This window comes from Ralstonia sp. 24A2, from assembly GCF_051783885.1.
In the GTDB taxonomy this organism is placed as follows: Bacteria; Pseudomonadota; Gammaproteobacteria; order Burkholderiales; family Burkholderiaceae; genus Ralstonia.
Genome location: NZ_JBPVZD010000002.1, coordinates 250,736 through 277,063 on the forward strand (window position 1 = coordinate 250,736; position 26,328 = coordinate 277,063).

Annotated in this window: 30 protein-coding genes and 1 tRNA gene; 20 read left to right on the forward strand and 11 right to left on the reverse strand. The window is 63.2% G+C overall.

Annotated features, from left to right (window positions below; genetic code table 11):
- Positions 1-10: 10 nt before the first annotated feature.
- Together ACS13N_RS05975 and ACS13N_RS05980 are read right to left on the reverse strand one after the other, a co-directional pair.
- A complete protein-coding gene (locus ACS13N_RS05975; RefSeq protein WP_438930801.1) occupies positions 11-433 on the reverse strand; it encodes a surface-adhesin E family protein in 423 nt (140 codons plus the stop codon).
- Positions 434-613: 180 nt separating this feature from the next.
- Complete coding sequence (locus tag ACS13N_RS05980) at positions 614-1,495, reverse strand: c-type cytochrome (RefSeq protein ID WP_438932799.1); 882 nt, start codon at positions 1,493-1,495, stop codon at positions 614-616.
- 368 nt (positions 1,496-1,863) lie between these two features.
- On the opposite strand from ACS13N_RS05980, the gene ACS13N_RS05985 reads away from it, so the two are divergent.
- The 4 genes from ACS13N_RS05985 (at position 1,864) to kdpE (ending at position 4,641) form a co-directional block, all read left to right on the forward strand.
- Positions 1,864-1,939 (forward strand) — tRNA-Arg (locus ACS13N_RS05985).
- 194 nt (positions 1,940-2,133) lie between these two features.
- Complete coding sequence (gene hisC, locus ACS13N_RS05990; RefSeq protein ID WP_438930802.1) at positions 2,134-3,201, forward strand: histidinol-phosphate transaminase; 1,068 nt, start codon at positions 2,134-2,136, stop codon at positions 3,199-3,201.
- A gap of 347 nt (positions 3,202-3,548) precedes the next feature.
- Positions 3,549-3,860 (forward strand): high-potential iron-sulfur protein, encoded by a 312-nt coding sequence (locus tag ACS13N_RS05995; protein WP_021197298.1) that lies wholly within the window; start codon positions 3,549-3,551, stop codon positions 3,858-3,860.
- Between the two features lie 76 nt (positions 3,861-3,936).
- Entirely contained in the window at positions 3,937-4,641 is a 705-nt protein-coding gene (gene kdpE, locus ACS13N_RS06000; protein WP_039599490.1) for a two-component system response regulator KdpE, read from the forward strand.
- Positions 4,642-4,644: 3 nt separating this feature from the next.
- On the opposite strand, the gene ACS13N_RS06005 is transcribed toward kdpE, so the two are convergent.
- On the reverse strand, positions 4,645-5,643 hold the full coding sequence (locus ACS13N_RS06005) for a Bug family tripartite tricarboxylate transporter substrate binding protein (protein ID WP_438930803.1): 999 nt from the start codon (positions 5,641-5,643) through the stop codon (positions 4,645-4,647).
- A gap of 142 nt (positions 5,644-5,785) precedes the next feature.
- Positions 5,786-6,916 carry a porin gene (locus ACS13N_RS06010; protein ID WP_438930804.1) on the reverse strand — a complete coding sequence of 377 codons (1,131 nt, stop codon included), beginning with the start codon at positions 6,914-6,916 and terminating at the stop codon, positions 5,786-5,788.
- Between the two features lie 499 nt (positions 6,917-7,415).
- On the opposite strand from ACS13N_RS06010, the gene ACS13N_RS06015 reads away from it, so the two are divergent.
- Positions 7,416-7,700 carry a hypothetical protein gene (locus ACS13N_RS06015; protein WP_031330111.1) on the forward strand — a complete coding sequence of 95 codons (285 nt, stop codon included), beginning with the start codon at positions 7,416-7,418 and terminating at the stop codon, positions 7,698-7,700.
- A 209-nt stretch (positions 7,701-7,909) separates the two neighbouring features.
- Here ACS13N_RS06015 and ACS13N_RS06020 read toward each other — a convergent pair whose 3' ends face one another.
- The gene (locus tag ACS13N_RS06020; protein WP_438930805.1) at positions 7,910-9,220 is read right to left on the reverse strand and encodes a M20/M25/M40 family metallo-hydrolase; all 1,311 of its coding nucleotides are present in this window, start codon (positions 9,218-9,220) and stop codon (positions 7,910-7,912) included.
- A gap of 197 nt (positions 9,221-9,417) precedes the next feature.
- Between ACS13N_RS06020 and ACS13N_RS06025 the strand changes: the two genes are divergently transcribed.
- Complete coding sequence (locus ACS13N_RS06025) at positions 9,418-10,212, forward strand: DUF1835 domain-containing protein (RefSeq protein ID WP_438930806.1); 795 nt, start codon at positions 9,418-9,420, stop codon at positions 10,210-10,212.
- Between the two features lie 99 nt (positions 10,213-10,311).
- Here ACS13N_RS06025 and kefC read toward each other — a convergent pair whose 3' ends face one another.
- Entirely contained in the window at positions 10,312-12,252 is a 1,941-nt protein-coding gene (kefC, locus tag ACS13N_RS06030) for a glutathione-regulated potassium-efflux system protein KefC (RefSeq protein WP_438930807.1), read from the reverse strand.
- Positions 12,253-12,282: 30 nt separating this feature from the next.
- Positions 12,283-12,840, reverse strand: coding sequence for an NAD(P)H-dependent oxidoreductase (locus tag ACS13N_RS06035; protein ID WP_438930808.1), 558 nt, complete (start codon positions 12,838-12,840; stop codon positions 12,283-12,285).
- A 402-nt stretch (positions 12,841-13,242) separates the two neighbouring features.
- Between ACS13N_RS06035 and ACS13N_RS06040 the strand changes: the two genes are divergently transcribed.
- The 4 genes from ACS13N_RS06040 (at position 13,243) to ACS13N_RS06055 (ending at position 17,601) form a co-directional block, all read left to right on the forward strand.
- The gene (locus ACS13N_RS06040) at positions 13,243-13,938 is read left to right on the forward strand and encodes a GNAT family N-acetyltransferase (protein WP_021197288.1); all 696 of its coding nucleotides are present in this window, start codon (positions 13,243-13,245) and stop codon (positions 13,936-13,938) included.
- A 263-nt stretch (positions 13,939-14,201) separates the two neighbouring features.
- Positions 14,202-15,836 carry a methyl-accepting chemotaxis protein gene (locus tag ACS13N_RS06045; protein ID WP_438930809.1) on the forward strand — a complete coding sequence of 545 codons (1,635 nt, stop codon included), beginning with the start codon at positions 14,202-14,204 and terminating at the stop codon, positions 15,834-15,836.
- 17 nt (positions 15,837-15,853) lie between these two features.
- Positions 15,854-16,498, forward strand: a complete 645-nt coding sequence (gene cysC, locus ACS13N_RS06050; RefSeq protein WP_438930810.1) for an adenylyl-sulfate kinase — start codon at positions 15,854-15,856, stop codon at positions 16,496-16,498.
- Entirely contained in the window at positions 16,495-17,601 is a 1,107-nt protein-coding gene (locus ACS13N_RS06055; RefSeq protein WP_438930811.1) for a sulfotransferase family protein, read from the forward strand. The genes cysC and ACS13N_RS06055 overlap by 4 nt, the downstream gene beginning before the upstream one ends.
- A 3-nt stretch (positions 17,602-17,604) precedes the next feature.
- Here the strand turns inward: ACS13N_RS06055 and ACS13N_RS06060 are convergent, their stop codons facing one another.
- Positions 17,605-18,063: a MarR family winged helix-turn-helix transcriptional regulator gene (locus ACS13N_RS06060; RefSeq protein WP_438930812.1), complete on the reverse strand. Its 459-nt coding sequence runs from the start codon at positions 18,061-18,063 to the stop codon at positions 17,605-17,607.
- Positions 18,064-18,164: 101 nt separating this feature from the next.
- On the opposite strand from ACS13N_RS06060, the gene ACS13N_RS06065 reads away from it, so the two are divergent.
- The 9 genes from ACS13N_RS06065 (at position 18,165) to ACS13N_RS06105 (ending at position 22,476) form a co-directional block, all read left to right on the forward strand.
- Positions 18,165-18,518, forward strand: coding sequence for a hypothetical protein (locus tag ACS13N_RS06065; protein ID WP_438930813.1), 354 nt, complete (start codon positions 18,165-18,167; stop codon positions 18,516-18,518).
- A 12-nt stretch (positions 18,519-18,530) separates the two neighbouring features.
- The gene (locus ACS13N_RS06070; RefSeq protein ID WP_438930814.1) at positions 18,531-18,923 is read left to right on the forward strand and encodes a VOC family protein; all 393 of its coding nucleotides are present in this window, start codon (positions 18,531-18,533) and stop codon (positions 18,921-18,923) included.
- A 129-nt stretch (positions 18,924-19,052) separates the two neighbouring features.
- Positions 19,053-19,544 (forward strand): cupin domain-containing protein, encoded by a 492-nt coding sequence (locus tag ACS13N_RS06075; RefSeq protein WP_438930815.1) that lies wholly within the window; start codon positions 19,053-19,055, stop codon positions 19,542-19,544.
- Between the two features lie 156 nt (positions 19,545-19,700).
- The gene (locus ACS13N_RS06080; protein WP_438930816.1) at positions 19,701-20,468 is read left to right on the forward strand and encodes a LysM peptidoglycan-binding domain-containing protein; all 768 of its coding nucleotides are present in this window, start codon (positions 19,701-19,703) and stop codon (positions 20,466-20,468) included.
- Entirely contained in the window at positions 20,459-20,881 is a 423-nt protein-coding gene (locus tag ACS13N_RS06085) for a hypothetical protein (protein ID WP_438930817.1), read from the forward strand. The genes ACS13N_RS06080 and ACS13N_RS06085 overlap by 10 nt, the downstream gene beginning before the upstream one ends.
- A gap of 22 nt (positions 20,882-20,903) precedes the next feature.
- Positions 20,904-21,341, forward strand: coding sequence for a hypothetical protein (locus tag ACS13N_RS06090; protein ID WP_438930818.1), 438 nt, complete (start codon positions 20,904-20,906; stop codon positions 21,339-21,341).
- Between the two features lie 37 nt (positions 21,342-21,378).
- A complete protein-coding gene (locus ACS13N_RS06095; protein ID WP_438930819.1) occupies positions 21,379-21,768 on the forward strand; it encodes an SgcJ/EcaC family oxidoreductase in 390 nt (129 codons plus the stop codon).
- A 6-nt stretch (positions 21,769-21,774) separates the two neighbouring features.
- The gene (locus tag ACS13N_RS06100) at positions 21,775-22,029 is read left to right on the forward strand and encodes a hypothetical protein (RefSeq protein ID WP_438930820.1); all 255 of its coding nucleotides are present in this window, start codon (positions 21,775-21,777) and stop codon (positions 22,027-22,029) included.
- Between the two features lie 12 nt (positions 22,030-22,041).
- Entirely contained in the window at positions 22,042-22,476 is a 435-nt protein-coding gene (locus ACS13N_RS06105; protein ID WP_438930821.1) for a hypothetical protein, read from the forward strand.
- A 42-nt stretch (positions 22,477-22,518) separates the two neighbouring features.
- Here the strand turns inward: ACS13N_RS06105 and ACS13N_RS06110 are convergent, their stop codons facing one another.
- The 3 genes from ACS13N_RS06110 to ACS13N_RS06120 all read right to left on the reverse strand — a co-directional run bounded on the left by ACS13N_RS06110 (position 22,519) and on the right by ACS13N_RS06120 (position 24,928).
- The gene (locus tag ACS13N_RS06110) at positions 22,519-22,788 is read right to left on the reverse strand and encodes a hypothetical protein (RefSeq protein WP_048933418.1); all 270 of its coding nucleotides are present in this window, start codon (positions 22,786-22,788) and stop codon (positions 22,519-22,521) included.
- A 342-nt stretch (positions 22,789-23,130) separates the two neighbouring features.
- Complete coding sequence (locus ACS13N_RS06115) at positions 23,131-24,324, reverse strand: hypothetical protein (RefSeq protein ID WP_438930822.1); 1,194 nt, start codon at positions 24,322-24,324, stop codon at positions 23,131-23,133.
- Positions 24,325-24,439: 115 nt separating this feature from the next.
- The gene (locus ACS13N_RS06120; protein WP_021197282.1) at positions 24,440-24,928 is read right to left on the reverse strand and encodes an Lrp/AsnC family transcriptional regulator; all 489 of its coding nucleotides are present in this window, start codon (positions 24,926-24,928) and stop codon (positions 24,440-24,442) included.
- A gap of 170 nt (positions 24,929-25,098) precedes the next feature.
- On the opposite strand from ACS13N_RS06120, the gene hppD reads away from it, so the two are divergent.
- A complete protein-coding gene (gene hppD / locus ACS13N_RS06125; RefSeq protein WP_438930823.1) occupies positions 25,099-26,205 on the forward strand; it encodes a 4-hydroxyphenylpyruvate dioxygenase in 1,107 nt (368 codons plus the stop codon).
- Positions 26,206-26,328: the final 123 nt, after the last annotated feature.

Sequence of the window (26,328 nt, forward strand, 5' to 3'; positions counted from 1 at the left end):
CACGACGGTTCTATTTCAGCAGACAGACCGCGCGCAGAACGGCCTCCCCTTCCGTGCGCGGCGTGACGGGTTCCCAGCGGGGGTCGTCAATGTTCTTGGAGAGGATGGTGGCATGCTGGCTGTCCTGGATCAGTGCACTGACTGGCAGGACGCGTTCGTTCTTGCAGTCGTAGACCGACGTGCGCGAGTCGTATTGGTACGCGACGCCGTCGGCGAGCTTGCGCGGCGTGTCATAGGCGTCGCGCGAGGTGGCACGCACGGTGCCATCCTTGTTGCGCTCGATGGAATCCTTGTCCAGGTAGAGCGTGCCGGCGTTGTCAGCCAGCGGGGATAGCTTGACCCAGTTATCGGCCGCCATGGCAGCCGAGCCGCAGAGCACCAGGGCGAATGCCGCCCAGTAGCAGTCGGTCAATGACCTTCGATCCCTTCGCATGGCAACCTCCGTTTGCATCTACCTGGGCGCGTGGGGAGCGATGCCGTTTGCCATTTGGCGGCACCGGGCTCCGCACATCAAGCATAGGTGAGCAATCAGCATGCCCAGGGGGCGCCTGCTTTGGCAGGCAACAAAAAAGCCCGCACTGGGCGGGCTTCTTCGAGAAACGAGAGTGACGACTTACTTGGCTGCAGCGGCCATGTAGTCCACGGCGGCCTTCACGTCATCGTCGGAGCCGGCGTAGGTGCCCTTGGGGGGCATGGCGCCCTTGCCGTGCAGCGCGATGTCGTACATCTTCGCCTTACCTTCAGCAATACGCGGTGCCCAGGCAGCCTTGTCGCCAAACTTGGGCGCGCCAGCCACACCCGCCGCGTGGCACATCTGGCAGGTCGAGTCGTAGACCTTCTTGCCAACGTCACCCGTCGAAGCTTGCGGTGCAGCGGCGGCGGCCGGCGCAGCAGCCGGTGCGGGCGCTGCTGCAGCTGCCGGTGCTGCAGCCGGGGCCGCGGCTTCCGGTGCCGAAGCAGCCGCCGGAGCGGCAGCGCCACCTGCCGGTGCGGCCGGCTCCTGCAGCTTGCCGCCGCCGGAGTTGGCCATATAGACGATGGCACGTTCGATTTCGTAGTCGCTCACGTCGTCAGGTGACGTGCCGCCGCGCGCAGGCATCCCGCCCTTGCCGGCCAGTGCAACCTTGGTCAGGCCATCCAGGCCCTGCGACAGACGCGGGCCCCAGCCGGCCGCATCACCAAACTTGGGGGCACCAGCCACACCGGCAGCGTGGCAGGTCGCGCAGACTTCCTTGTAGAGCTGCTCGCCCGTCTTGAAGACGCGCGGTGCGTTCGGGTCTTTCAGGTCAAGCTGCGCAACGGGCTTGATGCGATCGTTGACGGCCTCTTCGGACATGCCCGAGCCGCCGGCGCCTTCCTTGGCGCCCATGCCAACGTAGTTGGCCAGCAGAATGATAATGAGGATGGGAACGGCAAAGGCGGCGATCACCGCGATGATCAGCTGCTTGGGGGTCTTGATCAGGGGCTCGTGTTCGTCGTGCTGCGCGTCGCTCATGCTCATCAACTCTCAGGATGGTGGAACCGCTCTTGGAACCTCAGAGCGCCACCGGCAGGAGTCGCGAGCATCGCCGGCAGTGCGTGGGGCCCCGTGGGGTCGCAATGAGGGCAGGAAGACCTTGGGACGTGCCCCATTGGCCCGAACAGACCTGTCCCCGCTTGTTTTTCTGGCAAATGACGGGCGATTATATCCGCAATGCCAAGCCGTTTGACACGCGGGAGAGCCCTAGGCAGCGCTTTTCGACCTGCGTCAAAAACCACTGGAAACGGCGTTGCATCAAGCGCCCTGACCTGGGCGCGATGGACGCCTGAACGCAAATACGTTATCCTGCGGGGCTTCTCTTTCGGCGCGTTCTGTGCCGATGTGCGCCCGTAGCTCAATGGATAGAGTACTGCCCTCCGAAGGCAGGGGTTGCTGGTTCGATCCCAGCCGGGCGCGCCAAACACTCACTGAATCGCGCAAAATTTTGAGGCGTTTTCGCGCCTGAATCGCATTTTTGCCGCAATCTATGGCGCCGCTGCCAAACGCGGTGCCAAGCACTATCAAGCCCCCTTCCCCGCCCTCCTTCGCGATCCCCCCATTCCGTCGATCGCAGATCAGGCACGCTGGGAAATCCACCCGTCAGGAGTCGAGCAGTGAGCCGTTACTGGAGCGATGTGGTTCAGCAACTGGTGCCGTACGTACCGGGCGAACAGCCTGCGCTGGCGCACCCGATCAAGCTGAACACCAACGAGAACCCCTACCCGCCGTCGCCGCGTGTCGCTGAGGCCATTGCCCGCGAACTGGGCAGCACCGGCGACAGCCTGCGACGCTACCCCGATCCGCTGTCGCGCCGGCTGCGCGAGACGGTCGCCGCCCATCACGGCTTGCAGCCCGAGCAGGTGTTCGCGGGCAACGGCTCGGATGAAGTGCTGGCGCACGTATTCCACGCGCTACTCAAGCACGACAAGCCGCTGCGCTTTCCCGACATCTCGTACAGCTTCTACCCGACGTACGCGCGGCTATACGGCGTGCAGTGCACGGTGATGCCGCTGGCCGCGGACTTTTCGATCAACGCCAACGACTATCTTGGCGACGCGGGCGGCGTGCTGTTCCCGAACCCGAACGCGCCGACCGGCCACGCCTTGCCGCTGGCGGAGGTCGAACGGATCGTCGCGGCCAACCCGTCGTCGGTGGTCGTGATCGACGAGGCGTATGTGGATTTCGGCGCCCAGTCGGCAGTCACGCTGGTCGATCGCTATCCGAACCTGCTGGTCGTCCATACGACGTCCAAATCCCGCTCGCTCGCGGGTATGCGGGTCGGATTCGCGTTCGGGCATGCGGCGCTCATCGAAGCGCTCAACCGCGTGAAGGACAGCTTCAACTCATACCCGCTGGACCGCCTTGCACAGGTCGCGGCCCAGGCGGCCTACGAAGATGACGCCTATTTCCGCTCCACCTGCACACGCGTGATCGCCAGCCGCGATCGCCTGATGCAGGCCTTGCAAGCCCTGGGGTTCGAGGTCGTACCCTCGGCAGCGAACTTCGTCTTCGCGCGCCATCCGGCACACGATGCCGCCACGCTTGCGGCGAGCCTGAAGGCGCGGGAGATCTTCGTGCGGCATTTCAAGCTACCGCGCATTGACCAGCATCTGCGCATCACCGTCGGCACCGATGATGAATGCGACGCATTCTTAAAGGCGCTGCGCGACCTGCTGGCCTGACCCATGCGACAAATTGCCATCCCCTGCGGGCAGCCGACAGATGCGTCGATGAACGCCGCCAACCAGATAGGGGATGGCAAGCCCCATTGCCGCGTAATCCCTCAGCCACACGGCATAGCGGCACGCGTTCGCTGACCGCATTACCGAACACATTGGTCAGCGATTGCTGCATGCAGGTATGGGGAACATTGACCAGACGCAGGTGCCTCCGGCCGATTGCTGTGCCAGAATGCACGAGCGGGAAAATGGCGCGCCGACGCCGTCCGCTGTCCCCTAGGGCGAGCCGGTGCACAAGCACCCGCGCGGCAAGGGACGCCACACAACACACTCCCACAAAAGGAATCAGCATGTCCAATCGTCGTCAATTCCTGAAGAGCATCCCCATCGTGGCCGCCGCAGGCGCCGTCATGTCGATGTCGGACCTGGCTCTGGCAGCACCGATGGTGGCGGAGACCGACCCGCAAGCCGCTGCCCTCGGCTACAAGGCTGACACCACCAAGGTCGACAAAGCCAAGTTCCCGAAGCACGCGGCAGATCAACACTGCGGCAACTGCGCCCTGTACCAAGGTGGTACGGCTGCACAAGGCGGCTGCCCGCTGTTCGCCGGCAAGGACGTTGCCAACAAGGGCTGGTGCAGCGCCTGGGCGAAGAAGGCCTAAGCCACACAGGCTGGCCACTCGCCAATGCAAACGGACCCTGCGGGGTCCGTTTTTGTTTTTCGGGCGCCGCTCTACAATGCGTGCCATGCCGTTCACATTCACGCCCACCGTCCTCGTCATCGACGACGAGCCGCACATTCGCCGCTTCGTCCGCGCCGCGCTGGAGGAAGAAGGCTGCGAAGTCCATGAAGCCGACCGCGTCGAGCGCGGCCTGATCGAAGCCGGCACGCGCCAGCCAGATGCGGTGATCCTCGACCTCGGCCTGCCCGATGGCGACGGCATGCAGTTGATCCGCGAGCTGCGCACCTGGACGGAGGTGCCGGTGCTGGTGCTATCGGCCCGCGTGGATGAGCGCGATAAGATCGACGCGCTCGATGCCGGTGCGGACGACTACCTGACCAAACCCTTTGGCGTGGGCGAACTGATTGCACGCCTGCGCGTGCTGCTGCGCCGACACGCCAAGCGCGGCGAAGACGGCGGCAGCGTCATCCGCTTTGGTGAGGTGGAGGTGGACCTGGCGCGCCGCCTGGTCACCCGCAACGGCGAGGCCGTGCACCTCACGCCCATCGAGTATCGCCTGCTGGCGGTGCTGCTCGGCCGGCGCGGCACGGTGATGACCCACCGGGAATTGCTGCGTGAAGTCTGGGGCCCCGCGCACTCCGACAGCAGCCACTATCTGCGCATCTACATGGGCCACCTGCGCCACAAGCTCGAGCGCGACCCGGCACGGCCCGAGTACCTGCTGACCGAAGTCGGCGTCGGTTACCGATTTACGGCCTGAGCCTTACTGCTCCTTGATGCCCGCGGCGCGCACGATGCGGCCGTTGCTGTCGTATTCCGCGCGGATGGCGGCAGCAAACTGTTCGGGCGTGCCGCCGGCAGGCACCACCGCCGCCTGCGTGAGCCGGTCACGCAAGTCGGGCGCTGCCAGCGCCTTGTTGATCTCCATATTCAACCGCGTGATGACCGGTGCGGGTGTCTTGGCCGGCGCGAACACGCCAAAGGTCGACGCCATGTTGGCCTTGGCGTAGCCGAGCTCCGCAAAGGTCGGCACGTTCGGCAGCGCATCGAGCCGGTGCGGCGCGCCCACGGCCAGGGGCCGCAGCTTGCCACTGGCGATGTGTTGCATCAGCGTCGGCCCCACGTTGGTCGACATCACCTCCACCTGCCCGCCCAGGGCGTCGGTCAGTTGCTGGCCACCGCCCTTGTAGGGAATCAGCGTGATATCGACACGCGCCTGCGTTTTGATCTGCTCCAGCGCCAGATGCCCCACCGTGCCCAGACCCGACGTCGACCAGCGGATCGAACCTGGCTTGGCGCGCGACTGGCCCAGCATGTCGGCAAAGCTCTTGCCCGTGAACGATGACGTTCCCAGCAGGATCATCGGTGCGTACATGACGTTGGCCACCGGCGCGATGTCCTTCTGCGGGTCATACGGCAACTTGCTGAAATGCGGGTTGAGCGTGAGCGGACTCACCGACGAAAAGCCCAGCGTATAGCCATCGGGCGCCGCCTTGGCCACCGCATCCATGCCGATGCTGCCGCCGGCGCCGGCGCGGTTCTCGACCACCACCGGCTGACCGAGCTGGGTCGAGAGCTTCTCGCCCAGTGCGCGCGCCACGTTGTCGGAAATCCCACCGGTCGGGTACGCCACGATGACGCGGATCGGCTTGACCGGATAGTCCTGCGCCTGCACAGGCACTGGTGCGAGCAGCGAAGCGCCAGCACACACCAGCACAGCAGATGCAATCAGACGACGACGGATGGAACGTTCTGCAGTCATGGCTGGCACAGAAGAAAGGCATCAGAAGGTGCCATTGTAGGCGGATGCCCAGGCAGTCTTGCTGGGTCACGCCTGGACGACAAGGAAAAAGAAAAGGCGCCCGAAGGCGCCTTTTCCGTTCCCAATCGAGTGACTGCGTCGATTAGAAGATGTGGCGGATACCCACGCCAGCGCTGGTCTGGTTCGACTTGCCGACGCCGGTTGCGTTGCCGCCACCCGACAGTTCCGGCAGCGCTGCGTCCTTGACCTTGTTGTAGTCAATCGTGCCATACACTTGCGTGCGCTTCGACAGAGCGTACTCGGCCAGCAGCACAGCGGTGTAGCGCTTGCCGTCGTTGCCGGCGGTCAGCGCAGCGTTGCTGATCTTGTCGTAGTAGAACGCGCCCGTCAGAGCCAGTGCCGGGGTGACTTGGTACGTCACGCCACCCAGGGCAACCTTGTCACGACGCTTCGTGGCGCCCGGGGTCAGGCCAGCACCCGTCGTGGCGTTGCCGTAGATGTTCAGGCCGAAGGCGCTGTTGCCGACGCAGTTGTTCGAGCTGTTCACGCAACCGGTGGCGTCGCTGCTGTCGATGTAGCCCAGGTACAGCTTTGCCGGTCCGATGGTGTAGTTACCACCGATGCTCCACACCGACTGCTTGTTGCCAGCCACGTCCTTATGTTGCTGGTACAGGCCGCCGATCAGGGCCGGGCCGAATTCATACGACAGGGCTGCGCCCAGGTACTGGTTCTGGCTGGCGCTGCCCGGCACTTCGCCGAAGCCGTAGCCCAGACCAACGTACAGGCCGTTGATCTTGTTCTCGTACTTCAGCATGTTCGATTCACGCAGGCCGGTCAGACCGTAGAACACCCACGAGTTGCCGTCGTAGTTACCCACGCCCAGCGGATCGAAGTTGCCACCCATCGTGAAGCCGAAGTTGTATTGACGGCCCAGCGTGATGGTGCCCAGGTCCTTGTTGGACAGGCCCACGAACGATTGACGATTGAACAGCGTACCCTTGCTGCTCATGGTGCCCGAATCGGAATTGAAACCGCTTTCCAGCACGAACAGCGCCTTGTTACCACCGCCCAGATCTTCCGAGCCCTTCAGGCCCCAGCGGCTGTTCGACACAGCGCCGCTTTCCATCTGGGTCACGCTGTTGCCAGCTTGGTTGGCGTTGTTGATGTAGTGAATGCTGGTATCGACAATACCGTACAGCGTCACGCTCGATTGGGCATAAGCGGAACCTGCGAACAGGGCGCCGACTGCAACCAGAATGGCAGACTTTTTCATGTGGGCTCGTAATAAAAGAGTTGTCTCAAACCGCCCGCCCCCGTGTGCATGAGGTTGGGCTCCTCCGTTTCCTTTGCTTCCGTGTCGGAAGTGCCGCGCAAATTTAACAAAAGCCCTTATGCCGGGCAAAGCAATTCACAGAATCGCCCCGCCAAGTGTGGTACGCACGCATCGCTCTTAATGCGGCGCACCAAAACAGCCTCCGGCAAGGCTTGCCGGCTCGTCGTGCCCTGCTGTGGTGCACCAAGACTGGTTCACGGATTTCAAATATTCCCTGATTAGGCAAAAAGGTTGAGCCCCCTCCCCCACTGCTCTGCCATTGGCGCGTTTTTCAGCGCCATTCACGCTGACTTGCATCATTTCGGCGCTCACAACAAACCGTTCGTCGCACCACTGTGGATACGGCCACCCCTCTGACCTACGCTTCAGGCCGTGGCAGGACAGTCAAAAGACCACGCCTTAAAACAGCATCGAAAATCAGTTGAAGAAGGAGTTCGCCATGCGACTCAAGCAGATTGGAATGGCCGCGTTGTTGGCGGCAGGTGCCCTGGCGGCGGGCAGCGCTTGGGCGCAGGCCAGCCGCGTGGAGGTGTTCGGGCAGGCCGCCCGCGCTGAACGTTTTGATGTCTATAGCGATGGCGCCCGCACCGGACGCTTCGACACGTACACGGAAGGTGCGCGCAGCGGCCGCTTTGATCCGTATTCGGACGGCATGCGCAGCGACCCGGCCGGTCGCACCCGCGACGGCGGCGGCTCGGTCTACGGTTATCCAGTACCGAGTTGATACGGAATGCGCGCTTTGTTCGCACGCTTTATCTAGTTTTCTCTAGTTAAGGGCCAGTCTCCAGGCATCCTCCGTTTCCGCCTTTGGCCCAATCCGGCCCCGCTGGTGTTGCACCAGCGGGGCTTTTCCATCACTGTCAGGTGCCCAACAAAAAACGGGACGGTGCCGATTGGCAACCGTCCCGCGTCTTAATTGGATGGCGATGATCGTTACTTGGTCACGCCCACACGGTCGCGCGACACATCCATGACCATGCGCGTGAGCAGGTACAGGCGCGGCACGATGGAGTTCAGATCGACGTACTCGGCGTCATTCGAGTGCGCGCCAAAGCTGGCCAGGCCGAAGCGCTCGATCACCGGTGCCTTCGTCTTCGATGCGGCAAACGCGGCATCGGTGCCGCCGCCCTCGGCCTTGTCGTCAATCTCTAGCGTCTTGCCGAGTTCACCGTAGATCTTCTGGGCATGCTCGGCCAGCGCGCGCGAAGCCGGCGTGGCTTCCAGGGGCGGGCGGCGGCGCTCGAACTTGGCGCTCACCTGCGTATCGGGGATCAGCTTGTTCTTGATGCGCTCGTTGACGGTCTCTTCCAGCTTGTCGGCATCGGCCGCACGCAGCAGGCGCACATCTGCCTGGGCGCTGGCGACGGCCGGGATCACGTTGCGGTTGGTGCCAGCCTGCGACACCGTCCAGTTGACCTTGAGCCCGGTCTGCGGATTGGACAGATCACGCATCTGCAGCAGCTGATGCGACAGTTCATACAGCGCGTTACGGCCCTGCTCCGGTGCGCCACCGGCATGCGATGCCTTGCCCTTCACATCGAGCAGGATGGCACCGATGCCACTGGTGGCCAGCGACAGCTTGTCAGCGGTCACACGCGTGCCTTCGCACGAAAATACGGCATCTTGTTCGGCGCCCAGCTTGGCCTGCATGGCGCGCGCGCCCGGCGAGCTGATTTCTTCGTCGCCATTGATGAGCACGGTCAGCGTGCCGTACTTCTTGAAGCCAACCGCCTGCAGGATCGACACGGTGTGCAGGATGACAGCCACGCCGTTCTTGTCATCCGCAATGCCCAGGCCGTAGGCGCGGTCACCGTCGATGCGGAACGGCTGCTGCGCGAGCATGCCCTTCAGGTACACCGTATCCATGTGCGCGATCAGCATGATGTTGCGCGTGCCTTCGCCCTTGAAGCGCGCGAGCACCATCTTGCCGACCTTCTCGGGCGTGTCGGCCATGCGGTAGGCGTGGTCGCTCGGGTCGATCAGCTTGACGTCCCCCCCCAGCAGGCGCAGGCGGTCTGCGATCACGCCGGCAATCTTGTCCAGTCCTTCGATGTCCTTGCTGCCCGATTCGATCGACACCAGCGTCTTCATGGTGTCGATCAGCGCGGGCTTTTCCTGCTGGGCCCGCTTGTAGATTTCAGCGGGCGGCACCGCAGCCGCCTGGCCTGCAGCCAATGCACCGACCGTGGCGAGCGCCACGAACATGACCGGCCGTAATCCCCTCTTCAACAACGTGGCATTCATGGATGCTCCCTCACCTGTCTCTTAGTTATGGTCTGCAACAAAAGCGTGATTTTCTCATGTCCGCCTGATGGTTGCCTGGGGCCCATCCCCTCTTCGGATAGGGCTTCTGACCCAACGCAATGGAATATCGGCAGTGCTGCCTAAAAACGCACCTGAAACGAAAGCGCACCGCTGACACTGTCGCTACAATTGCCGCCATGCAATACATCCATGTCGTCAACGGCGATGTTGCCGGCGCCACGCTCAAGCAGGCGCTCGCACAGGCTGGCCGCCCCGATTCTGTCGTAGTTCTGCGCGACGACCTCGCCGTCGGGCCGCTGGCCGACGTCGATAGCGTCGCCATGGCGCGCTCGGGTTTCTGGCAGCGTGTGGCCCCCACCAGCAGCATCGATTTCGCCGCCGAAATGCGCGATGCGCTCGCGTCGCTGGCGGACGTGCGCGATGCCGCCACTGAAGTGGCGATCTGGCACGGACAGAGCGCGTCAGATCAGCTCATGCTGCGCCGGGTGGCCTTTCACCTGTGTCAGTCGCCGCAGCGGATCAACGAAATCGGCATGGACACCCGCGAGTTGGAAACGCCCAACGGCCAGGGGCCGCTCACGTCCATCGGCATGTATTCGGGTGCGCGACTGGCACGGCGGTTCTCGACCATCGCGCCGGTATCGGTGCTGCGCATCGGCCGCCTGGCGTATGAGTGGCAGCAAACCGTGCGCGAGAACGCCGACGTGCGGCTGTGGAAGGGCAACACGCTGGTGCCCGTGTCGTATGCCACCGTCGATGAAGTGATCCTGGAGCACGTGCCGACCGACTGGGCCAGCGCGCGCGACGTGGTCGGCAGCATCATGGGCGCCATCGATGGGCTGCTCGCCAGCGACTGGTTCGTCTTCTGGCGCTGCCGCGAGCTGGTCGGCAGCGGCCAGTTGCTGCTGCGTGGCGAAGCCGACTCGCTCTCCACCTGCGAGCTGCGCCGCAATGTGAGCGTGGCGGTTTAAGTTCACGCCAATCGGGCCGTTGATCAGTCCATCCAGAAGGGGCGCCCAGAGCGCTCCTTTTTGGTATAGCTGATCGGCTGATGCGTCAGGCGCGGGGCGTCAGTCTTCGCGCCGAATGCCCGCACGCGCCGGGCAATCGATGGGCGTCGCGGGTTCACTGCCGTCGATCTCGTTGGCGAGATCGGCGTCTGGTTGGGTGTCGGCAACGTCGTTGTGCTCGTTGCCCTCGCCCCACGGCATGCCCGATTCGCGCAGGCGCTTGCGCTGCGTGCGGTCGCGCTGGAACATCTCGGCCAGCTCGTCACGGCCCTGCTGGGCGAGCGACACCAGCTTCTTCTGATCTCGGTAGACCGGGTAGACCTGGTCCATGGAATTGAGCGTGTGACGGCGGAACGTCTGGGCAATGCGGTGCGCCTCGTACGGCTCCTTGCCCAGCCCCTCCAGCACGCGTCGACCGAGCATCAACGAGCCCTCGAACATCTCGCGCTCGATCACCTCCACACCGCGGTCGCGCAACTGGTACACGTGCGACACGTTGCGTGCCCGCACGTACAGCGTCAGGTGCGGGAAGCGCTCGCGCACGCGGTCGACCACCTCCAGGCTGGTCTCCATGTCGTCGATGGCAACGACCATCAGGCGGGCCTTGTCGGCGCCGGCGGTTTCCAGCAGGTCCATGCGCGTGGCGTCGCCGTAGAAGACCTTGAAGCCGAAGCGGCGCAGCATGTCGATCTGATCAGGATCATGGTCAAGCACCGTGGCGCTGTAGCCCTGGCTGTACAGCATGCGGCCGACGATCTGCCCGAAGCGGCCGAAGCCGGCGATGATGACCTGGTTGTCCTGCGGCTCGATGGCCTCCGGCAAGCGCTTCTTTCCGCTGGTCAGGCGCGGCACGAGGATCTTGTCGTGAAAGAGCAGCAGCAGTGGCGTGGCCGCCATCGACAGGGCCACCACCAGGTTCAGCGTGGCCGTGGTCTCCGCGCCCAGCACCTCGCCTGCCACGCTGGGCCCGAACACCACAAAGGCAAATTCACCGCCCTGCGAGAGCAGGAACGCAAACAGCCACGCCTGGCCACGCGCGATGCCGAAGCGCGTGGCCAGCAGGCGCAGTGCGCCAATCTTCACCACCAGGAAGACCACCACCAGCACCACCACCGCCAGCGGCTGGCGCATCAGCACGCCAAAGTCGATCGACATGCCCACGGCCAGGAAGAACAACCCGAGCAGCAGGCCCTTGAATGGCTCGATGTCGGTTTCCAGCGCGTGGCGGTATTCGGAATCAGCCAGCAGCACACCGGCAATGAAGGCGCCCAGCGCCATCGACAACCCCACGCTGTGCATCAGCAGCGCAATGCCCACCACCAGCAGCAGCGAGAACGAGGTGAACATCTCGCGCATGTTGGTGCGGGCAATCGCGCGCAGCACCGGCCGCAGGACCGTACGCCCGCCAAAGATGACCGCCGCCACCACGCCCACGGCCTTGGCCGCCGCCATCCAGCTGTGGCTGCCGGAGGCATCGCCCGCGTCGGCCGCCAGCAGTGGCAGCAGCGCGATCATCGGGATGGCCGCAATGTCCTGGAACAGCAGGATGCCGAAGCTGGCGGTGCCCGCCGGCGTGCGCATCAGGTTGCGCTCGGCGAGGGTGGCCAGCGCAATGGCCGTGGACGACAGCGCCAGCCCCAGCCCAGCCACCACCGCCGCGCGCCACGGGTGGCCGACCGCCATCACCGCCAGCCCGACCATCAGCGCGCACACCGCCAACTGCAGCCCGCCGTAACCGAAAATGCTGCGCCGGAGCGACCACAGCCGCGCCGGCTCCAGCTCCAGCCCGATCACGAACATCATCAGCACCACGCCGAACTCGGAGAAATCCAGGATCGACTGCACGTTGGTGATGAGCCGCAGCCCCCACGGCCCCACGATCACCCCGGCCAGCAGATAGCCGAGCACCGAGCCCAGCCCCAGCCGGCGCGCCAGCGGCACCGCTGCCACGGCCGCAGCCAGATAGATGACGAAGTTGACGAGCAGGTCGTGCGATTGCATGGGCTGGCAAGAAACGGAGAATCGGGAACGTCAGGCCGAGAAATCAGCGTCGTCCGGCAGCCACGGCTGCAGTGCGGCGCGCACCTGGGCGATATGGGCGTCAATGGCTTCCGGTGACGCATCGTCGGCGTCGTGCAGCACGTGCGGCGGCTGCCACTGCATGCCGCACAGCGCAGCAGTCCGCTGCAGCGGCAGCAGGAACATGTCGAACGTGTAGCCGTGGGTGCCGGTCTGGCTATAGGCGTGGGCGCGGCCACCGGTCGTGGCCAGCACCATCAGATGCTTGCCCCGCAACGCGATGCCGCCCGGCCCATAGGCCCAGCCCATCTCAAGCACCACGTCCAGCCACTCCTTGAGCAGCGACGGCGTGGCGTACCACTGCACCGGAAACTGGAAGACGATCAGCTCGGCGGCCTCCACGGCTTCCTGCTCGATGCGCACATCGATGTCGAAATCAGGGTAATGCCAGTAGAGGTCATGCATGGCCACGCCCGGCAGGCTGGCCAGCGCGCGCGCAAGCGGCTTGTTGGCGCGCGAACGGCGCGGCGCAGGGTGCGCGTAGATCACAAGAATGCGCGACGGAGTCATGGAAAATCAGGAGGCGGGGACGTCTTGAACGTGCATCTTCGCACGGCTATTGTGGAGCGGCGTTACAGGGTGCCCCGACGCTTCACGGAAACGACGGCGCACATTTGCGCAAATCAGGCGATTCCGGCGGCGCTTTTTGTGCATCACAGCAACCTCCGTTGTGGACACACCACAACCCTGGAAGCCGCGCTCGTCTGCGATAAATCAATGATTTGGCGGGAAATTCTGGCGAAAGCCTGACACGAGTCTTACGGGAAATCCCTGATTGCCCTACAATAGCATGGTGCGTTGCACAACACCCAGTTGCACCCGACTGTGTGCTCCGGAGGCGCCACCCGCGCCCCCGATTCATCACCCCGTCGCCCTGTAAACAAGGGCGTACCCAGAATAGGAAACGTTGTCGTGAACCCGCTCGAACTGAGCAAGGCCATCGGCGTCGTCACCCAGGACGACATCGACAAGACGGAAGCAGCGCAAGGCGCGCCGCGTTCCACCGTGCTGGTGCGTGAGCTTGCCGCGCACCATCGCTCGCGCCTGCTCAAACACCTGCTCGCCCTGGGCGAGGAAGACCGCCTGCTGCGTTTCGGCCAGGTGGTGCGGGATCACGTCATCGAAGCGTACGTCGACAGCATCGACTTTGACCACGACAAGGTCTTCGGCGTCTATAACGAGCGCCTGGAGCTGGTCGGCGTCGGCCACCTTGCCTACCTGCGCGACAACCCGCAAGGGCGCGTGGCGGAGTTTGGCGTGTCGGTGTCGGAATCGGCACGCGGCAAGGGCGTGGGCAGTGCGCTGTTCCAGCGTGCAGCCATGCACGGCCAGAACACCAAGGTGCGCACGCTGTACATGCACTGCCTGTCGCGCAATGCGGCCATGATGCACATCGCCAAGAAGGCCGGCATGCGCGTGCAATACGCGTACGGTGAGGCCGACGCCTACCTGGAGCTGCCGCCCGCCGACACGATGAGCCTGCTGACCGAAGCCATCGACGAACAAGTGGCCGATCTGGATTACCTGCTCAAGCGCAACCTGCGCGATGCACGCCGCTTCGGCCAGCGCTTCTGGCGCTCGCTGGTGCCGCAAAAGCGCACAGTCTGATCGCACCCGCTCCGCAAAAGACAAAACGCCCGGCTTTGACCGGGCGTTTTTGTTTGCGCAACACGCTTATGTTTTGCGCAATGCAATGCGCTTCATTTCATTCAATTTATATCTGGTGAAAATCCTGAAATTATCCGGCGTGCGATTTTGTGATTCGAATTCGACGCACATATATTGATATTCGGTATTTTGATTTAGATCACTCAAGCTCCAGCCAAACGGTTCGTTACAGCTGTCGTTAATCAATCGCGATGGGGACAACCATGCGTTTCTCGCAAATGAAGGTGGCTACCCAACTGGCGTTGGGATTCGGCCTGACGATGAGCCTGCTTGTCCTCCTCACGGTATTCAGCCTGCAACGCATGTCTGATTTTCGGCGCCTGATGGAAGAAACCACGGAGATCAACGCCGTGGAGGCCAAACTGGCGGCGCAAATGCATAACAGCGTGACCGAGCGCGCGCTGGCCTTCCGCAATATCGTGCTGCTGGAACAGCGCGATGAAATCCAGATTGAACTGAAACGCATTGAAAGCCAGGAGCGCGAATACGCTGATGCCGAAAACCACCTCGGCCGCATGTTCGCCACGCTGGACGACACCACGCCGGACGAGAAGGCCATGTTCGCGCAGGTTAAGCATCAGGCCGAACTGGCGGCACCCTATATTGCGCGTACCAAGGCATTGATCCTGGATGGCAAGAAGGACGAGGCCTACAAGCTGCTGCGTTTCGAGTTCCGCCCAGTGCAGCGCACCTGGTGGGATCTGCTCGCCAAGCTGCAGGCCTTTGAAGACAAGCTCAACGACGAGAACACCGCCAAGGCCAAGGCAAGCTATATCGAAAGCCGCTACTGGCTGCTGGCGCTGAGCGGCCTGGCGCTGCTGGTGAGCCTGGCGGCCAGCGCGCTCATCACGCGTGGGCTGATCCGCAAGCTGGGCGGCGAGCCTGGCACCGTGGCCGACATTGCCGGGCAGATTGCGGGCGGCAACCTGGCCGTGGTCATCCACACGCGCAGCGACAACCAGGCGAGCCTCATGCACGCCATGAAACGCATGCGCGACAGCCTGGCCGCGATTGCCGAGCAGGTGCACACCAGCACCGACACGCTGGCCACCGCGTCAGAGCAGATCGCCACAGGCAACTTCGATCTGTCGACCCGCACGCAGGAGCAGGCCTCCGCGCTGGAAGAATGCGCCGCATCAATGGAAGAACTCAACGCCACCGTCAAGCAGAACGCCGACCACGCGCGGCACGCCAACCAGCTCGCTACCACGGCAGCCGACGTGGCCTCGCAAGGCGGCGCGGTGGTCGCACGCGTGGTCAACACCATGGGCGCGATCAGCGAATCGGCGCGCAAGGTGAGCGAGATCATCGGCGTGATCGACAGCATTGCGTTCCAGACCAACATCCTCGCGCTCAATGCTGCCGTGGAAGCCGCCCGTGCCGGCGAGCAAGGGCGCGGCTTTGCCGTGGTTGCCAGCGAGGTGCGCGGGCTGGCGCAGCGCTCGGCGTCCGCCGCCAAGGAGATCAAGCTGCTGATTGGCGACTCGGTCAACCAGGTTGCGGCCGGCAATGCGCTGGTCGAACAGGCCGGCGCCACCATGCAGGACGTGGTGACCAGCATCCAGCGCGTGACGGCCATCATGACCGAGATCATGGGCGCCACCGACGAGCAGGCCGGCGGTATCGACCAGATCCACCACGCGATCGCGCAGATGGACGAAGTCACACAACAGAACGCCGCCCTCGTCGAAGAAGCTGCCGCCGCGGCGGAATCGATGCGCGAGCAGACCACCCGCCTGGTGCGCGTGGTGAGCGTGTTCAAGCTGGCCGACCAGACGCGGAACCTCGCCCTGGCGCAGCGTGTCGGCCATCGCCAGCCCGCGCTGCTGCCGGCCTGACACGGAGCCCACCCTACATGAAGCCCACCACGGCAGTTTCCGGCGCCGCCGCGCGCAACGTCTACTGGCACACCAGCACGCTGGCCGACGATGCACGCGCCCACCAGTTCGGCCACGCGCCGCTCACGCTGTGGCTCACGGGCTTGAGCGGCGCTGGCAAATCCACCCTCGCCTACGCGCTGGAGAAGCGCCTGTACGACGCGCGCCAGCGCTGCGCCGTGCTCGACGGCGACAACCTGCGCCATCACCTAAACCATGACCTCGGGTTCTCCGAAGCGGACCGCGCCGAGAACCTGCGCCGCGCCGCAGAAGTCGCCCGGTTGATGAATGACGTGGGGCTCATCGTCATCACCGCGTTCATCTCGCCGCTGCGCACTGACCGCGAGATGGCGCGCGAGATCATCGGTGCCGACCGCTTTGTGGAAGTGCATGTCTGCACCGCGCTCGATGTATGCGAGGCACGCGACCCGAAAGGCCTGTACGCCCGCGCACGCGACGGGCAGATTCCGCAGTTCACCGGCGTGTCATCGCCATACGAGCCGCCGACCGCGCCATCGCTGCGGCTCGATACCGGCGTACTGCCGCTGGCCGCCGCCACCGCCGCATTGCACGCGCACCTGGCCTCCTGGCTGGACGTCTGCACACTGGAGACCACACGATGACCGCACGCCCACGCCCCGTCCTGATGATTCCGCTGCGCCGCTGCGGCAGCCACGCGCTGCGCCTGCGCCTGAACTTCAACCCGGCGTTCTACGCACCATATCCGCTGCACATCGTCGACTTCATGCCGCTCGTGCCGCTGTACGGCAACCTCGATGACGACCGCGCCTACTTCCGCCTCGTCACCGATGTGATCGGCCTGCAGGCGGCCAGCATGGTCAAGTGGCCCGGCGTGGTGTTCGACCCGGTGGAGATTTTCGAAGCCCTGCGCGACGCGCCGCGCAGCGTGCATCGCGTGGTGTGGGAACTGCTGCTGCGCGCCGGCGCGCAACACGGCGCACGCGTGGTCATGGACAAGTCGCTCGACAGCGTCCACTACGCCGACGAGCTGATGACGCTGTTGCCCGACATGCGCTTCCTGAACGTGGTGCGCGACCCGCGCGCGCAGGTGGCGTCGATGAACCGCGCGATCATCCACGACTTCGACACGCAGCTGAACACGCAGACCTGGGTGGCCGCGCACCGCGCTGCCAACGCGCTCATCGCCAAGCATCCGGAGCGCACGCTCACCATCCGCTATGAGGACTTCCTGACCGATCAGGAGGCCACGCTGCGCCGCGTATGCGCATTCCTGGAGATCGACTTCCTGCCGCAGATGCTGGACGTATCGCGCTCAACCGAGGCGCGGCAGCTCTCGCAGCTCTCGGCACTGTGGACGTCCAACTGCTTTGCGCCCATTACCGCGAACATCGACAAGTTCCACCAGCAGTTGTCGCTGGACGAGATCGCGCTCATTGAAACGCTCGCCCGCGACGACATGGCCCGCTACGGCTACACGCGCCTGACCGATGCCAACACCGTCATCGAGGCCGATGCTGTGGATGCCGCGCGCACGCGCTCCGAAGCCACCCGCCAAACCGCCTGGCGCGCGCTTGAGACTGACAACTACCGCGACTTCGTGCTGCGCCGCCATCGCGCCGATTTTCTGGCCAGCGTGCGCGAGCGGCTGATGCTGCAAGCCATGACGGCACTGACCACCCAACCCAAGCGGCCATATCGGCTGGACGCGCTGCAGGACGCAGCGGCCTTTGAGGTGACGGACTAGGCGTCAGCAGACCGTGTCGTCATCGGGCTGCTCAGCCTCGGTGCCGACGTTGGCTGCCATGCGCCGCAGCACAGCACGGAACACCTCCAGATCGGCATCGTCAATGCCGGCGCGCAAACGCGCGTCATAGGCGATTGCCGCCTCACGCAGCTTCAAAAACAGCGCCCGCCCCGCCGGGGTGAGATCCACCTGGTGCACGCGCCGGTTGTCCGGCAGCGGGCTGCGCACCAGCAACCCCGCCTTTTCCATCCCGTTCAGGTGATGCGTGAGCGTCGGGCCCTGCACGCCCACGGTCGTGGCCAGCTCAGCCTGCGTGCGGTGGCCGCCCTGCATCAGCGCCTTGAGGATCAACCACTCCGGCAGCGTGCCGCCGCGCTCCTGCAGCGCGTCGTCAAAGGCGCGACCGACCACCTTGGACGTTTGCGCGAGCAGAAATCCGACAGGAACTTGCATTGGCTTCATAGCGGTCTATGATAGATATCGAATCATTCGATGTCAAAGTGTTGTGCGGCTGCCATCGCCGCACCATCTCTCAATCGCTGCACGTCAAACCAGGAGTCGCCATGCAATTCGGATGGATTCTGCTAATCGCCCTTCATGCCATGGCCGCGGTGTTCTGGGCCGGCTCCACCTTCATGCTCGCCCGCACCGGCGGCGCCAATGCCGATGTGATGTTCCGCCCGCAGATGGGCGCCGCCACCGTGGCCGTGCTGACCGGCCTGGGGCTGGGCGCCTGGGTCCACGCCGGGCTGCTCGGCTGGCCGCGCACGGTGCTGCTGCTCGGCGCGCTGGCCGCCATTGCCGCCGCCGGGGCACAAGGGGCACTGCGCAAGCGGCCGGCACTGGCGCACCGCGTGGCGGCGCCGCTGCTGGGCATCGCACTGGTGTGCATGGTCATCGCACGCTACGTCGGCTGAAGGAGGTTCGCCATGATTGTGCTTGATCACACCATCCTGCGGGTGCGCGACATGGCCCGTTCGGTGGCGTTCTATTCACAGGTGCTGGGGTTCGCGCACGAGGGGCAACTGGGGCCGTTCGACATCGTGCGCGTGAACGACACGCTCACGCTCGACCTGCGCCAGGCCGACGAACTGCACAGCGAACATTTCGCCTTCAGCCTGGACCGCGCATCGTTCGATGCCATCCACGGGCGGCTGGTGGAACGCGGCATCCCCTACGGCGGATCGCCATTCGACCGGCGCAACGGCATGGTCGGTCACAGCTATGGTGCGCGCGGCATAGCGGAGGCGATCTACTTTGATGACCCAGACGGGCACGCACTGGAGATTCGCGTCTATCCCGAAACGCCGACCACCGCCTAGAGCGATTGCGCGCTTGTCAGCCGCACGGGTGCCTCCCCTACGATGATTGCGAGGCACCACTCGCCCTCCAGGGGCGGCCATCCCTCGTCGCCCGCGAGCCGATGCCGAGGCAAGAAGAAGGAGACGAAGATGAACACACCCTCTGCACACTGGCCGCTGCTGGCAGCGTTCATCCTGCTGTGTACGGGCGCCCTGCCTGCCGCTGCGCAAGACACCGCCGCGAGCGAGATGATGATGACCAATCCGTCCGGCCTGAAATGGGTCGACGGCCCCCCGAGCATGCCCAAGGGCCTCAAGCTGGCCGTGCTCTACGGCGACCCAGGCAAGGAAGGCCCGTACGTCATCCGCATGAAGGCGCCGGGCGGCTACAAGGTGCCGCCACACTGGCACACGCAAACCGAGAACCTCACGGTGATCTCGGGCACGCTCTACCTGGGCGGCGGCGACACCATGGACATGGGCGCCGCGCACGCACTCAAGGCGGGCGGCTTCCACAACCTGCCGGGTGGTGTGCACCACTACGCCTTCACCAAGACCGCAACGGTGGTGCAGATCCACGGCACAGGGCCGCTGGATATCAAGTACGTCAACCCGCAGGACGACCCGTCGCCCAAGCAATAGCAATAGCGCGCCGCGTCGATGGCTGCCCCCGAGGCCACCGGGGTAGCCATCCCGCCTAGCCAGCGGTCGGCAAGCTAGATAAACACCCCTTAACACGCAGCCGATGCACGCTGGCTACCATGCTCCTCCACACGCCAAGCAACCACGGAGGGGCGCATGGTCACCAAGGCTCAAACCCACCATCAGGCCAAGCCAGCGGCCAAACCCAAGACGGATTTCGAGCGTTGGCAGGACTACGTCAACGGCTCTGCGCAGCATCCGGACCAATGGAACGGCTACGACTGCGATATCCAATCTGCCGTCACGGAATACAACCGCTACTTGATGGGCACCGCCGGCTACCAACCGCTGGACTGGCAGATCGTCAAAGCCATGGTGTGGGTCGAGACCGGACCGGGTTCGGAAGCGTGGCCCAACAAGCCAATGCAGATTGGTAACTTGCGCGACCCCGGCCTGAATACCCTGCTACGCGGTGAAGAAGGCAGCAACCTGATCCTGCCACCCGCCATCCGCACTCGCTTGAATGCCACCTTGGCCCGCACGGTGCCGAGCTGGAACATCCGTGCGGGCGTGGGCTATCTGCTCACGCGCATGGCAAAGTTCGACGTCCAGAGCGTGCGTGACGCCGACGACAAAGTCTATGAGGTGACCGTCAAAGCCGGCGACAGCCTCGACAAGATTGCCAGCGCCCAGGGCTCAACCCTGGTGGAGATGCGTGCGCTCAACCCCAACGCCTCGATGCTCAAGCCCGGCCAGGTGCTGAAGTACCGCAAGGCGGCCATGCGCAAGGTGATTACCGGCTGGCGGCCCGTGACAACGCAAAACATTGCCGTGCTATACAACCACGGCGACGCCGCCTATATCCGGAAGCTCGATTACGTGCTCACGCTCATCCCGAAGAACGGAACCGCCGCATGCAAGTAGGTCGCCCTCTTTTCACAACGATCGCCGTGGCGTTGCTGGCCGCGCAATCGGCCATGGCTGCAGAGTCCCTGACCGGAACCTTCCGTGGTGATGGCCGTGCGTGCTACGGCGCGCTGTTCGTCCGGCCCAAGACCATCGAGTGGAATGCCAGCTTCTTCAAATGCGGCCCAACGCGCTACAAGGTGATCGAGCAGGACCTGTCAGGCGACCATCCGCGCGCGGCGTTCAAGATTGACGACCACCGCAAGCGCTGTGGCCTTGCCGTCATCGAGGTCTCCCACTACAGCGAGTTCTCTTGGAGCGTAAAGGGCTACCAGACGCTGGAGGCCTACCAGAAGCGCGAAGAACCCGGCTGGAAAGACTCAGCCGACCCTGCCCGCCAGGTCGCCTTGTGCGGCATGCGCAAGGAATAAGCGCACGCACCGCGCCGCCGCCATGCAGCCGCTCCAACGCTTCAGCCTGGTGAAACACAGCGGCCCGTATGAGAAGTGGCCCGCGCGCACGCGCGTGATTGTCGACGGCGTGCCGCACCCCACGCTCGCCATCCCCGGCTACGACTTGCTGCGGCAGTACGAAACCGACCTCGGCTTCGTGCTCATCACCGAGTACGACTGTCCATTTGAAGAAGCCGTCTCCATCACCCTCGTCACGCACGACCTGTCACGCGTGATCGACACCGCCACCATCGGCGCGCCCTACGCCACGTTCTGGCTGGCCGATGTGCAGTGGATTGATGCGGAGCACTTTCGCCTCACCTGCGAAGGCGCCGTCGGCGACTGGCTGGTCACGCTGCGTGCGCGGCACATTCCGGTGTTGTCGCCAGCGGTGTTTGTGAAGCGCCGCGCAACACCGCCGGTCGAGCCTGCGGTGTAGAGTGAAAGACCGACCTTTCACCGACACCCGCACCGCCATGACCGACGACGAACGCGCCATCCGCAACGTAGTGGAGACCTGGCTCGCTGCCAGCAAAGCGGGCGATCTGCCCACCGTGCTCAGCCTGATGACCGATGACGTGCTGTTCCTCACGCCCGGTCAGGCGCCCTTCGGCAAGGAAGCTTTCGCAGCGATGTCCAACAGCATGAAGGATGTGCAGGTGGACGGCATGAGCGATATTCAGGAAGTGCAGGTGTTTGGCGACATCGCTTACCTGCGCAACGCGCTGCGCATCGTCATCACGATGCCGGATGGGAAGGTGGTGCGGCGCTCCGGGCAGACGCTCACCATCTTGCGCAAGGAGGCGGATGGGAAGTGGCGGTTGGTGCGGGATGCGAATTTGGTGGTGGCTGAGGCGGCCAACTAACGCGACATGGTTTTCTTAGCCATTACCCCTGAAGGTTTGCAGCGCGCGCTGCAACTCGCAAGCGATGCGAATTTGCCTATCTGGTGCGGATCGGATGCAGTGTCCGACGCCGACTACACCAAGCTCGCTGGACGCAACGTCTCGCGGTTTGTCTATCCGCTGTGCGGCGCTTCTGCCGAAGCTCTTCAAAGTGCAGTCGATACGATTGCGGAACATCATCCTGGCGAGCCCGTTTGGGTAGAGCACCTGACATCGACTTAGGCCCTTTCCTCAATGCGACTCTCCCTGGAACTACTCTGGCGCGACCCCGATGACGGCATGCTCGAACTGAGGTTCTCACTTCAGAGCACAACTCAATCCGTCGCTGTCGACTTCTATGACTACGCACCCAGTCTGACAGCGTGGGGCGCGCAATTGACAGCGTTCCCGACCAGCATCAGCGACGAGGTGACCTTCGAGAAAGGCGCAAACGGCGACAACACCGGTCTCTGGCTGGTTATCCGCGCGTTCGTCGTGAACGGCGCTGGCGCCACGGCACTAGAGATCGAATATGAAAAGCGCGACGATCGACTGAATCGCGAAGCCGCTCGCTTTGCTGTTCCAGTTGAGGCTGAGGTAATCAACCGCTTGGGCGCAGCATTGAAATCCTGGGACCCTGCGGAACATCCACCGCTCGTATTCGGTGATAGCTCGCTAGAACCCGCCTGACTCAGCATCCCCGCCCGTCCCCGGGGAAGCCTTCCTACTGTTTTAGTTCTCTTCCCGCTCAAGCAGGTCCAACACCTCCCACCGGTACGGATCGACCAACACGCCCTCCAGCGTGGTCAGCAGATACGCCCCGATCGCGTCGAGAAATCCGGCACGAAATTCGTGCGGATGCAGCCCGACCGTGAACGCAAACTCCCAGCGCAAGGCGTTCGGCCGGAATTGCCTGTGCACGCGCAAATCGGATTGCGTGCGGCGGAGGAATTCCCGCGCGGCCAGCGCGCCGCTCAGGTAGTGGCGTTTGCGATGGGTCATTGGGCACCTCCGTGAGCGGTGCGCGCAGGGGTGCGAGGCGGGGATGGATAAGACGCGAGGCGGTGCCCGCTGGGTACAAACAGCATAGTGTCTCCTAGCGACGGTTGAATAACCGGCCGCCTTCCTCGTCGCCAAACGAGGGTGGCGGGCCAGACGGCGGGGTTGGCGAACCGGAGCTAGGACCCGGCAGACCCGAAGGTCTCCCCACCCGACCCGCCGTATGAGACACGACGTGCGCGAGCGCGGCGAGCGCTTGATGCGTTCGCCGTCCTAGCTGATGGGTCGCCAAACCCGTGCCATCGCTTGCGCGGCGGCAAAGCAAGTATAAGTGCCCTTGCTTCTTTACTTGTAAAAATCTGGATAAAAAACGCTTACTGGATTACCAACACTCTCAGGATCATCCAGAGCCTTCCTCGCTTGATTGGCAATCTCGGCACGATATGTTTGTAACTTCGGAACCAAGCTATAAATATCGCTAGTATCGAAAACAAGTGTGCGTGATTGATTCACATCAAAAGGAAGTCGATCAGCTTTCCGAATTATTTGAACAACAGGAAGACGCAAAGAGTGGCGTAGCGCCACTTCATAGAAAACATTGGGATTGAGGTACGACAAATCGGCGATAGCAAGCCTAGACCGCTTCAGGTATTCGAGAACCTGTGTCGTTATCATGCCGGGTTCACCAATGTGATCTGCGCGAACAACGGTTAAACCTAACTCCTCCAAAGCCGGCTGCACCAGAGAAGACATGAAGAGATCAGCATGCTTCCGCTCAACGCTGTCTTCTGCCCCAATTGGCGTGATATAGAAGCAAATCTTCTTCCAATCAGAAGCACTCGGCGAACTATCCATCCCGCCTTTTACGGCCGACTGTACCGGCAAAGCCGCCAACCCCGACGAGCTGGGTCCCTCGGCACTATCACCCGGTAGTTGTTCGAGCACTTGCTCGATCGATACCAAAGTCTCTGCACCTCCGATAGTCCGCAAAAGCCCCAAATCCTTCACGTTGACAATAAAGGTATCGACGCACTCGTCCAAATCGGGAACGACCAGTTTCGAATCGCGGAGAAAGTCTTTGATAATTTCCCGCTCTGGAAGACGCTTTCCTTGGTAGTGCTCGTAGAGGATCTTGAAGGGCGCAATCCCATCAATTGCCAAATCAAATGCAGCCTTGCGACGATCCTTTTCAGGCAGGGTTGAATTGACAGCAACCGCCCCTTTTGGCGTGAGCTCAAGGAAGTCTGCAGCATAGGAACCCGTTGTGATCCCATACTTCCCTGAGTTGGTGATCATCATTTTTGTGGTTCCGCTAGTGGCCGATTTGGCCATTTTTTCCAGCAGAGTCAATCGCCGTACCCGCTCACCCGCCGCGTGCTGCATGATCGCATTCCCCAGCACGAGCGCATCCAAGAAACCCGAGGCCGGATAGGGGCGACTTGTTCTTGTCCGCGCAAGATCATCGCTGGTTGTGGTTCTGGCGGCCGTTTTCTTCTTAGCGGTGACGATCTTCTTCCGTGTCTTCTTCGCAGTAACCATCTATTCCCCTATACCGTTGAATGCTACTGATGTTGAGTTGATATCGGTGCTGACACCTTGGACAAGTCGACTGGAGGATAGCGACCACAACAGTCGCGCGCTATAAGCCTCCCTCTCAAACCACCACCGGCAACGCCGTCGTATCCTTAATCCGCTCCAACGCAAAACTGCTCTTCACATCAATCACCGCCGGGTGCGCGAGCAGTTGGTCGCGAATGAACCGCGCAAAGTGGTCCATGTCTTCCACGAACACCTTGAGCAGGTAGTCCATCTCGCCGGTCATGGCGTAGCACGTGACCACCTCGGGCCAGGTGGCGACGGCAGCGCGAAAGATATCGCCCGGCGCCTTGCCCTTGGGCGCCCCGCCCTGCTTCTCCAGCCGCACATTGATATAGGCCGACAGCCCCAGCCCGATCTTGCCCGGGTCGAGCAGCGCGGCGTACTGGCGGATCACGCCGCTCTCCTCAAGGCGGCGGATGCGTCGCAAACACGGGCTGGGTGACAGATTCACCCGCTCGGCGACTTCCAGGTTGGTGAGGCGGCCGTTGTTCTGGAGGACTTCCAGGATCTTGCGGTCAATCTTGTCGAGTTCTACCTTGCTCATTTTGTTGCTCCGCACCAATTTATTCGGCAATTTTCTTGCGCAAATTTAGCAAGCCGGGCACAACTTCGCAATTTTTGCGTAGAAGGACACTTCTACACTGCGAGGATCGTCAAAGCCCTGAGCGCCCTCCTCCTTGCAGTGAAGGCGCCGCCCCTGCAGGAGACATCGCCATGCAATTCACGCCTTGGGAAAACCCGATGGGTACCGCCGGTTTCGAGTTCATCGAATACGCCGCGCCGGACCCCGTTGCCATGGGCAAGCTGTTCGAGAACATGGGCTTCACCGCCATTGCGAAGCACCGCCACAAGAACGTGACGCTGTATCGCCAGGGCGAGATCAACTTCATCATCAACGCCGAGCCGGATTCGTTCGCGCAGCGCTTTGCGCGCCTGCACGGTCCGTCGATCTGCGCGATTGCGTTCCGCGTGCAAGACGCGGCCTTCGCTTACAAGCGCGCGCTGGAACTGGGCGCCTGGGGTTTCGACACCCACAGCGGCCCGATGGAACTGAACATTCCGGCCATCAAGGGCATCGGCGATTCGCTGATCTACCTGGTGGACCGCTGGACCGGCAAGAACGAAGCCAAGCCGGGCGACATCGGCAACATCAGCATCTATGACGTCGATTTCGTGCCCATTGCTGGCGCCAACCCGAACCCCACCGGGCACGGCCTGACCTACATCGATCACCTGACGCACAACGTCTACCGTGGCCGCATGAAGGAATGGGCCGAGTTTTACGAACGCTTCTTCAACTTCCGTGAGGTGCGCTACTTCGACATCGAAGGCCAAGTCACGGGCGTGAAGAGCAAGGCGATGACGAGCCCGTGCGGCAACATCCGCATCCCCATCAATGAGGAAGGGACGGAGAAGGCCGGTCAGATCCAGGAGTACCTGGACATGTACCACGGCGAGGGCATCCAACACATCGCGCTGGGTTCGACCAACCTGTCGGCCACGGTGGACGCACTGCGCGGCAACGGCATCAAGCTGCTGGACACCATCGACACGTATTACGAACTGGTCGACAAGCGCATCCCCGGCCATGGCGAAAACGTGGCGGAACTGAAGAAGCGCAAGATCCTGATCGACGGTGCCCCGGGCGACCTGCTGCTGCAGATCTTCTCGGAAAACCAACTTGGGCCCATCTTCTTCGAGTTCATCCAGCGCAAGGGCAACCAAGGTTTTGGCGAGGGCAACTTCAAGGCGCTGTTCGAGTCGATTGAGCTCGACCAGATGCGCCGCGGCGTGCTCAAGGCCGACGGTCAGCCAGCCTGAACATCCTCACGTCAGGTTTGCTTCCTCCACACCCCGCTGGTTCGCCACCGGGGTGTTTTTTCATGCGCGCAGCGTGGCGAAAGCGCATGCGTTGCCGACACCGCGCTGTCGCGAAGCCGCCTC

Excerpts from the sequence above, each read along its gene's own strand:
- ACS13N_RS05975 (WP_438930801.1), bottom strand. The coding sequence starts at position 433 with ATGCGAAGGGATCGAAGGTCATTGACCGACTGCTACTGGGCGGCATTC.
- ACS13N_RS05980 (WP_438932799.1), bottom strand. The coding sequence starts at position 1,495 with ATGAGCGACGCGCAGCACGACGAACACGAGCCCCTGATCAAGACCCCC.
- ACS13N_RS05995 (WP_021197298.1), top strand. The coding sequence starts at position 3,549 with ATGTCCAATCGTCGTCAATTCCTGAAGAGCATCCCCATCGTGGCCGCC.
- kdpE (WP_039599490.1), top strand. The coding sequence starts at position 3,937 with ATGCGTGCCATGCCGTTCACATTCACGCCCACCGTCCTCGTCATCGAC.
- ACS13N_RS06005 (WP_438930803.1), bottom strand. The coding sequence starts at position 5,643 with ATGACTGCAGAACGTTCCATCCGTCGTCGTCTGATTGCATCTGCTGTG.
- ACS13N_RS06010 (WP_438930804.1), bottom strand. The coding sequence starts at position 6,916 with ATGAAAAAGTCTGCCATTCTGGTTGCAGTCGGCGCCCTGTTCGCAGGT.
- ACS13N_RS06015 (WP_031330111.1), top strand. The coding sequence starts at position 7,416 with ATGCGACTCAAGCAGATTGGAATGGCCGCGTTGTTGGCGGCAGGTGCC.
- ACS13N_RS06020 (WP_438930805.1), bottom strand. The coding sequence starts at position 9,220 with ATGAATGCCACGTTGTTGAAGAGGGGATTACGGCCGGTCATGTTCGTG.
- ACS13N_RS06025 (WP_438930806.1), top strand. The coding sequence starts at position 9,418 with ATGCAATACATCCATGTCGTCAACGGCGATGTTGCCGGCGCCACGCTC.
- kefC (WP_438930807.1), bottom strand. The coding sequence starts at position 12,252 with ATGCAATCGCACGACCTGCTCGTCAACTTCGTCATCTATCTGGCTGCG.
- ACS13N_RS06035 (WP_438930808.1), bottom strand. The coding sequence starts at position 12,840 with ATGACTCCGTCGCGCATTCTTGTGATCTACGCGCACCCTGCGCCGCGC.
- ACS13N_RS06045 (WP_438930809.1), top strand. The coding sequence starts at position 14,202 with ATGCGTTTCTCGCAAATGAAGGTGGCTACCCAACTGGCGTTGGGATTC.
- cysC (WP_438930810.1), top strand. The coding sequence starts at position 15,854 with ATGAAGCCCACCACGGCAGTTTCCGGCGCCGCCGCGCGCAACGTCTAC.
- ACS13N_RS06055 (WP_438930811.1), top strand. The coding sequence starts at position 16,495 with ATGACCGCACGCCCACGCCCCGTCCTGATGATTCCGCTGCGCCGCTGC.
- ACS13N_RS06060 (WP_438930812.1), bottom strand. The coding sequence starts at position 18,063 with ATGAAGCCAATGCAAGTTCCTGTCGGATTTCTGCTCGCGCAAACGTCC.
- ACS13N_RS06065 (WP_438930813.1), top strand. The coding sequence starts at position 18,165 with ATGCAATTCGGATGGATTCTGCTAATCGCCCTTCATGCCATGGCCGCG.
- ACS13N_RS06070 (WP_438930814.1), top strand. The coding sequence starts at position 18,531 with ATGATTGTGCTTGATCACACCATCCTGCGGGTGCGCGACATGGCCCGT.
- ACS13N_RS06075 (WP_438930815.1), top strand. The coding sequence starts at position 19,053 with ATGAACACACCCTCTGCACACTGGCCGCTGCTGGCAGCGTTCATCCTG.
- ACS13N_RS06080 (WP_438930816.1), top strand. The coding sequence starts at position 19,701 with ATGGTCACCAAGGCTCAAACCCACCATCAGGCCAAGCCAGCGGCCAAA.
- ACS13N_RS06085 (WP_438930817.1), top strand. The coding sequence starts at position 20,459 with ATGCAAGTAGGTCGCCCTCTTTTCACAACGATCGCCGTGGCGTTGCTG.
- ACS13N_RS06090 (WP_438930818.1), top strand. The coding sequence starts at position 20,904 with ATGCAGCCGCTCCAACGCTTCAGCCTGGTGAAACACAGCGGCCCGTAT.
- ACS13N_RS06095 (WP_438930819.1), top strand. The coding sequence starts at position 21,379 with ATGACCGACGACGAACGCGCCATCCGCAACGTAGTGGAGACCTGGCTC.
- ACS13N_RS06100 (WP_438930820.1), top strand. The coding sequence starts at position 21,775 with ATGGTTTTCTTAGCCATTACCCCTGAAGGTTTGCAGCGCGCGCTGCAA.
- ACS13N_RS06105 (WP_438930821.1), top strand. The coding sequence starts at position 22,042 with ATGCGACTCTCCCTGGAACTACTCTGGCGCGACCCCGATGACGGCATG.
- ACS13N_RS06110 (WP_048933418.1), bottom strand. The coding sequence starts at position 22,788 with ATGACCCATCGCAAACGCCACTACCTGAGCGGCGCGCTGGCCGCGCGG.
- ACS13N_RS06115 (WP_438930822.1), bottom strand. The coding sequence starts at position 24,324 with ATGGTTACTGCGAAGAAGACACGGAAGAAGATCGTCACCGCTAAGAAG.
- ACS13N_RS06120 (WP_021197282.1), bottom strand. The coding sequence starts at position 24,928 with ATGAGCAAGGTAGAACTCGACAAGATTGACCGCAAGATCCTGGAAGTC.
- hppD (WP_438930823.1), top strand. The coding sequence starts at position 25,099 with ATGCAATTCACGCCTTGGGAAAACCCGATGGGTACCGCCGGTTTCGAG.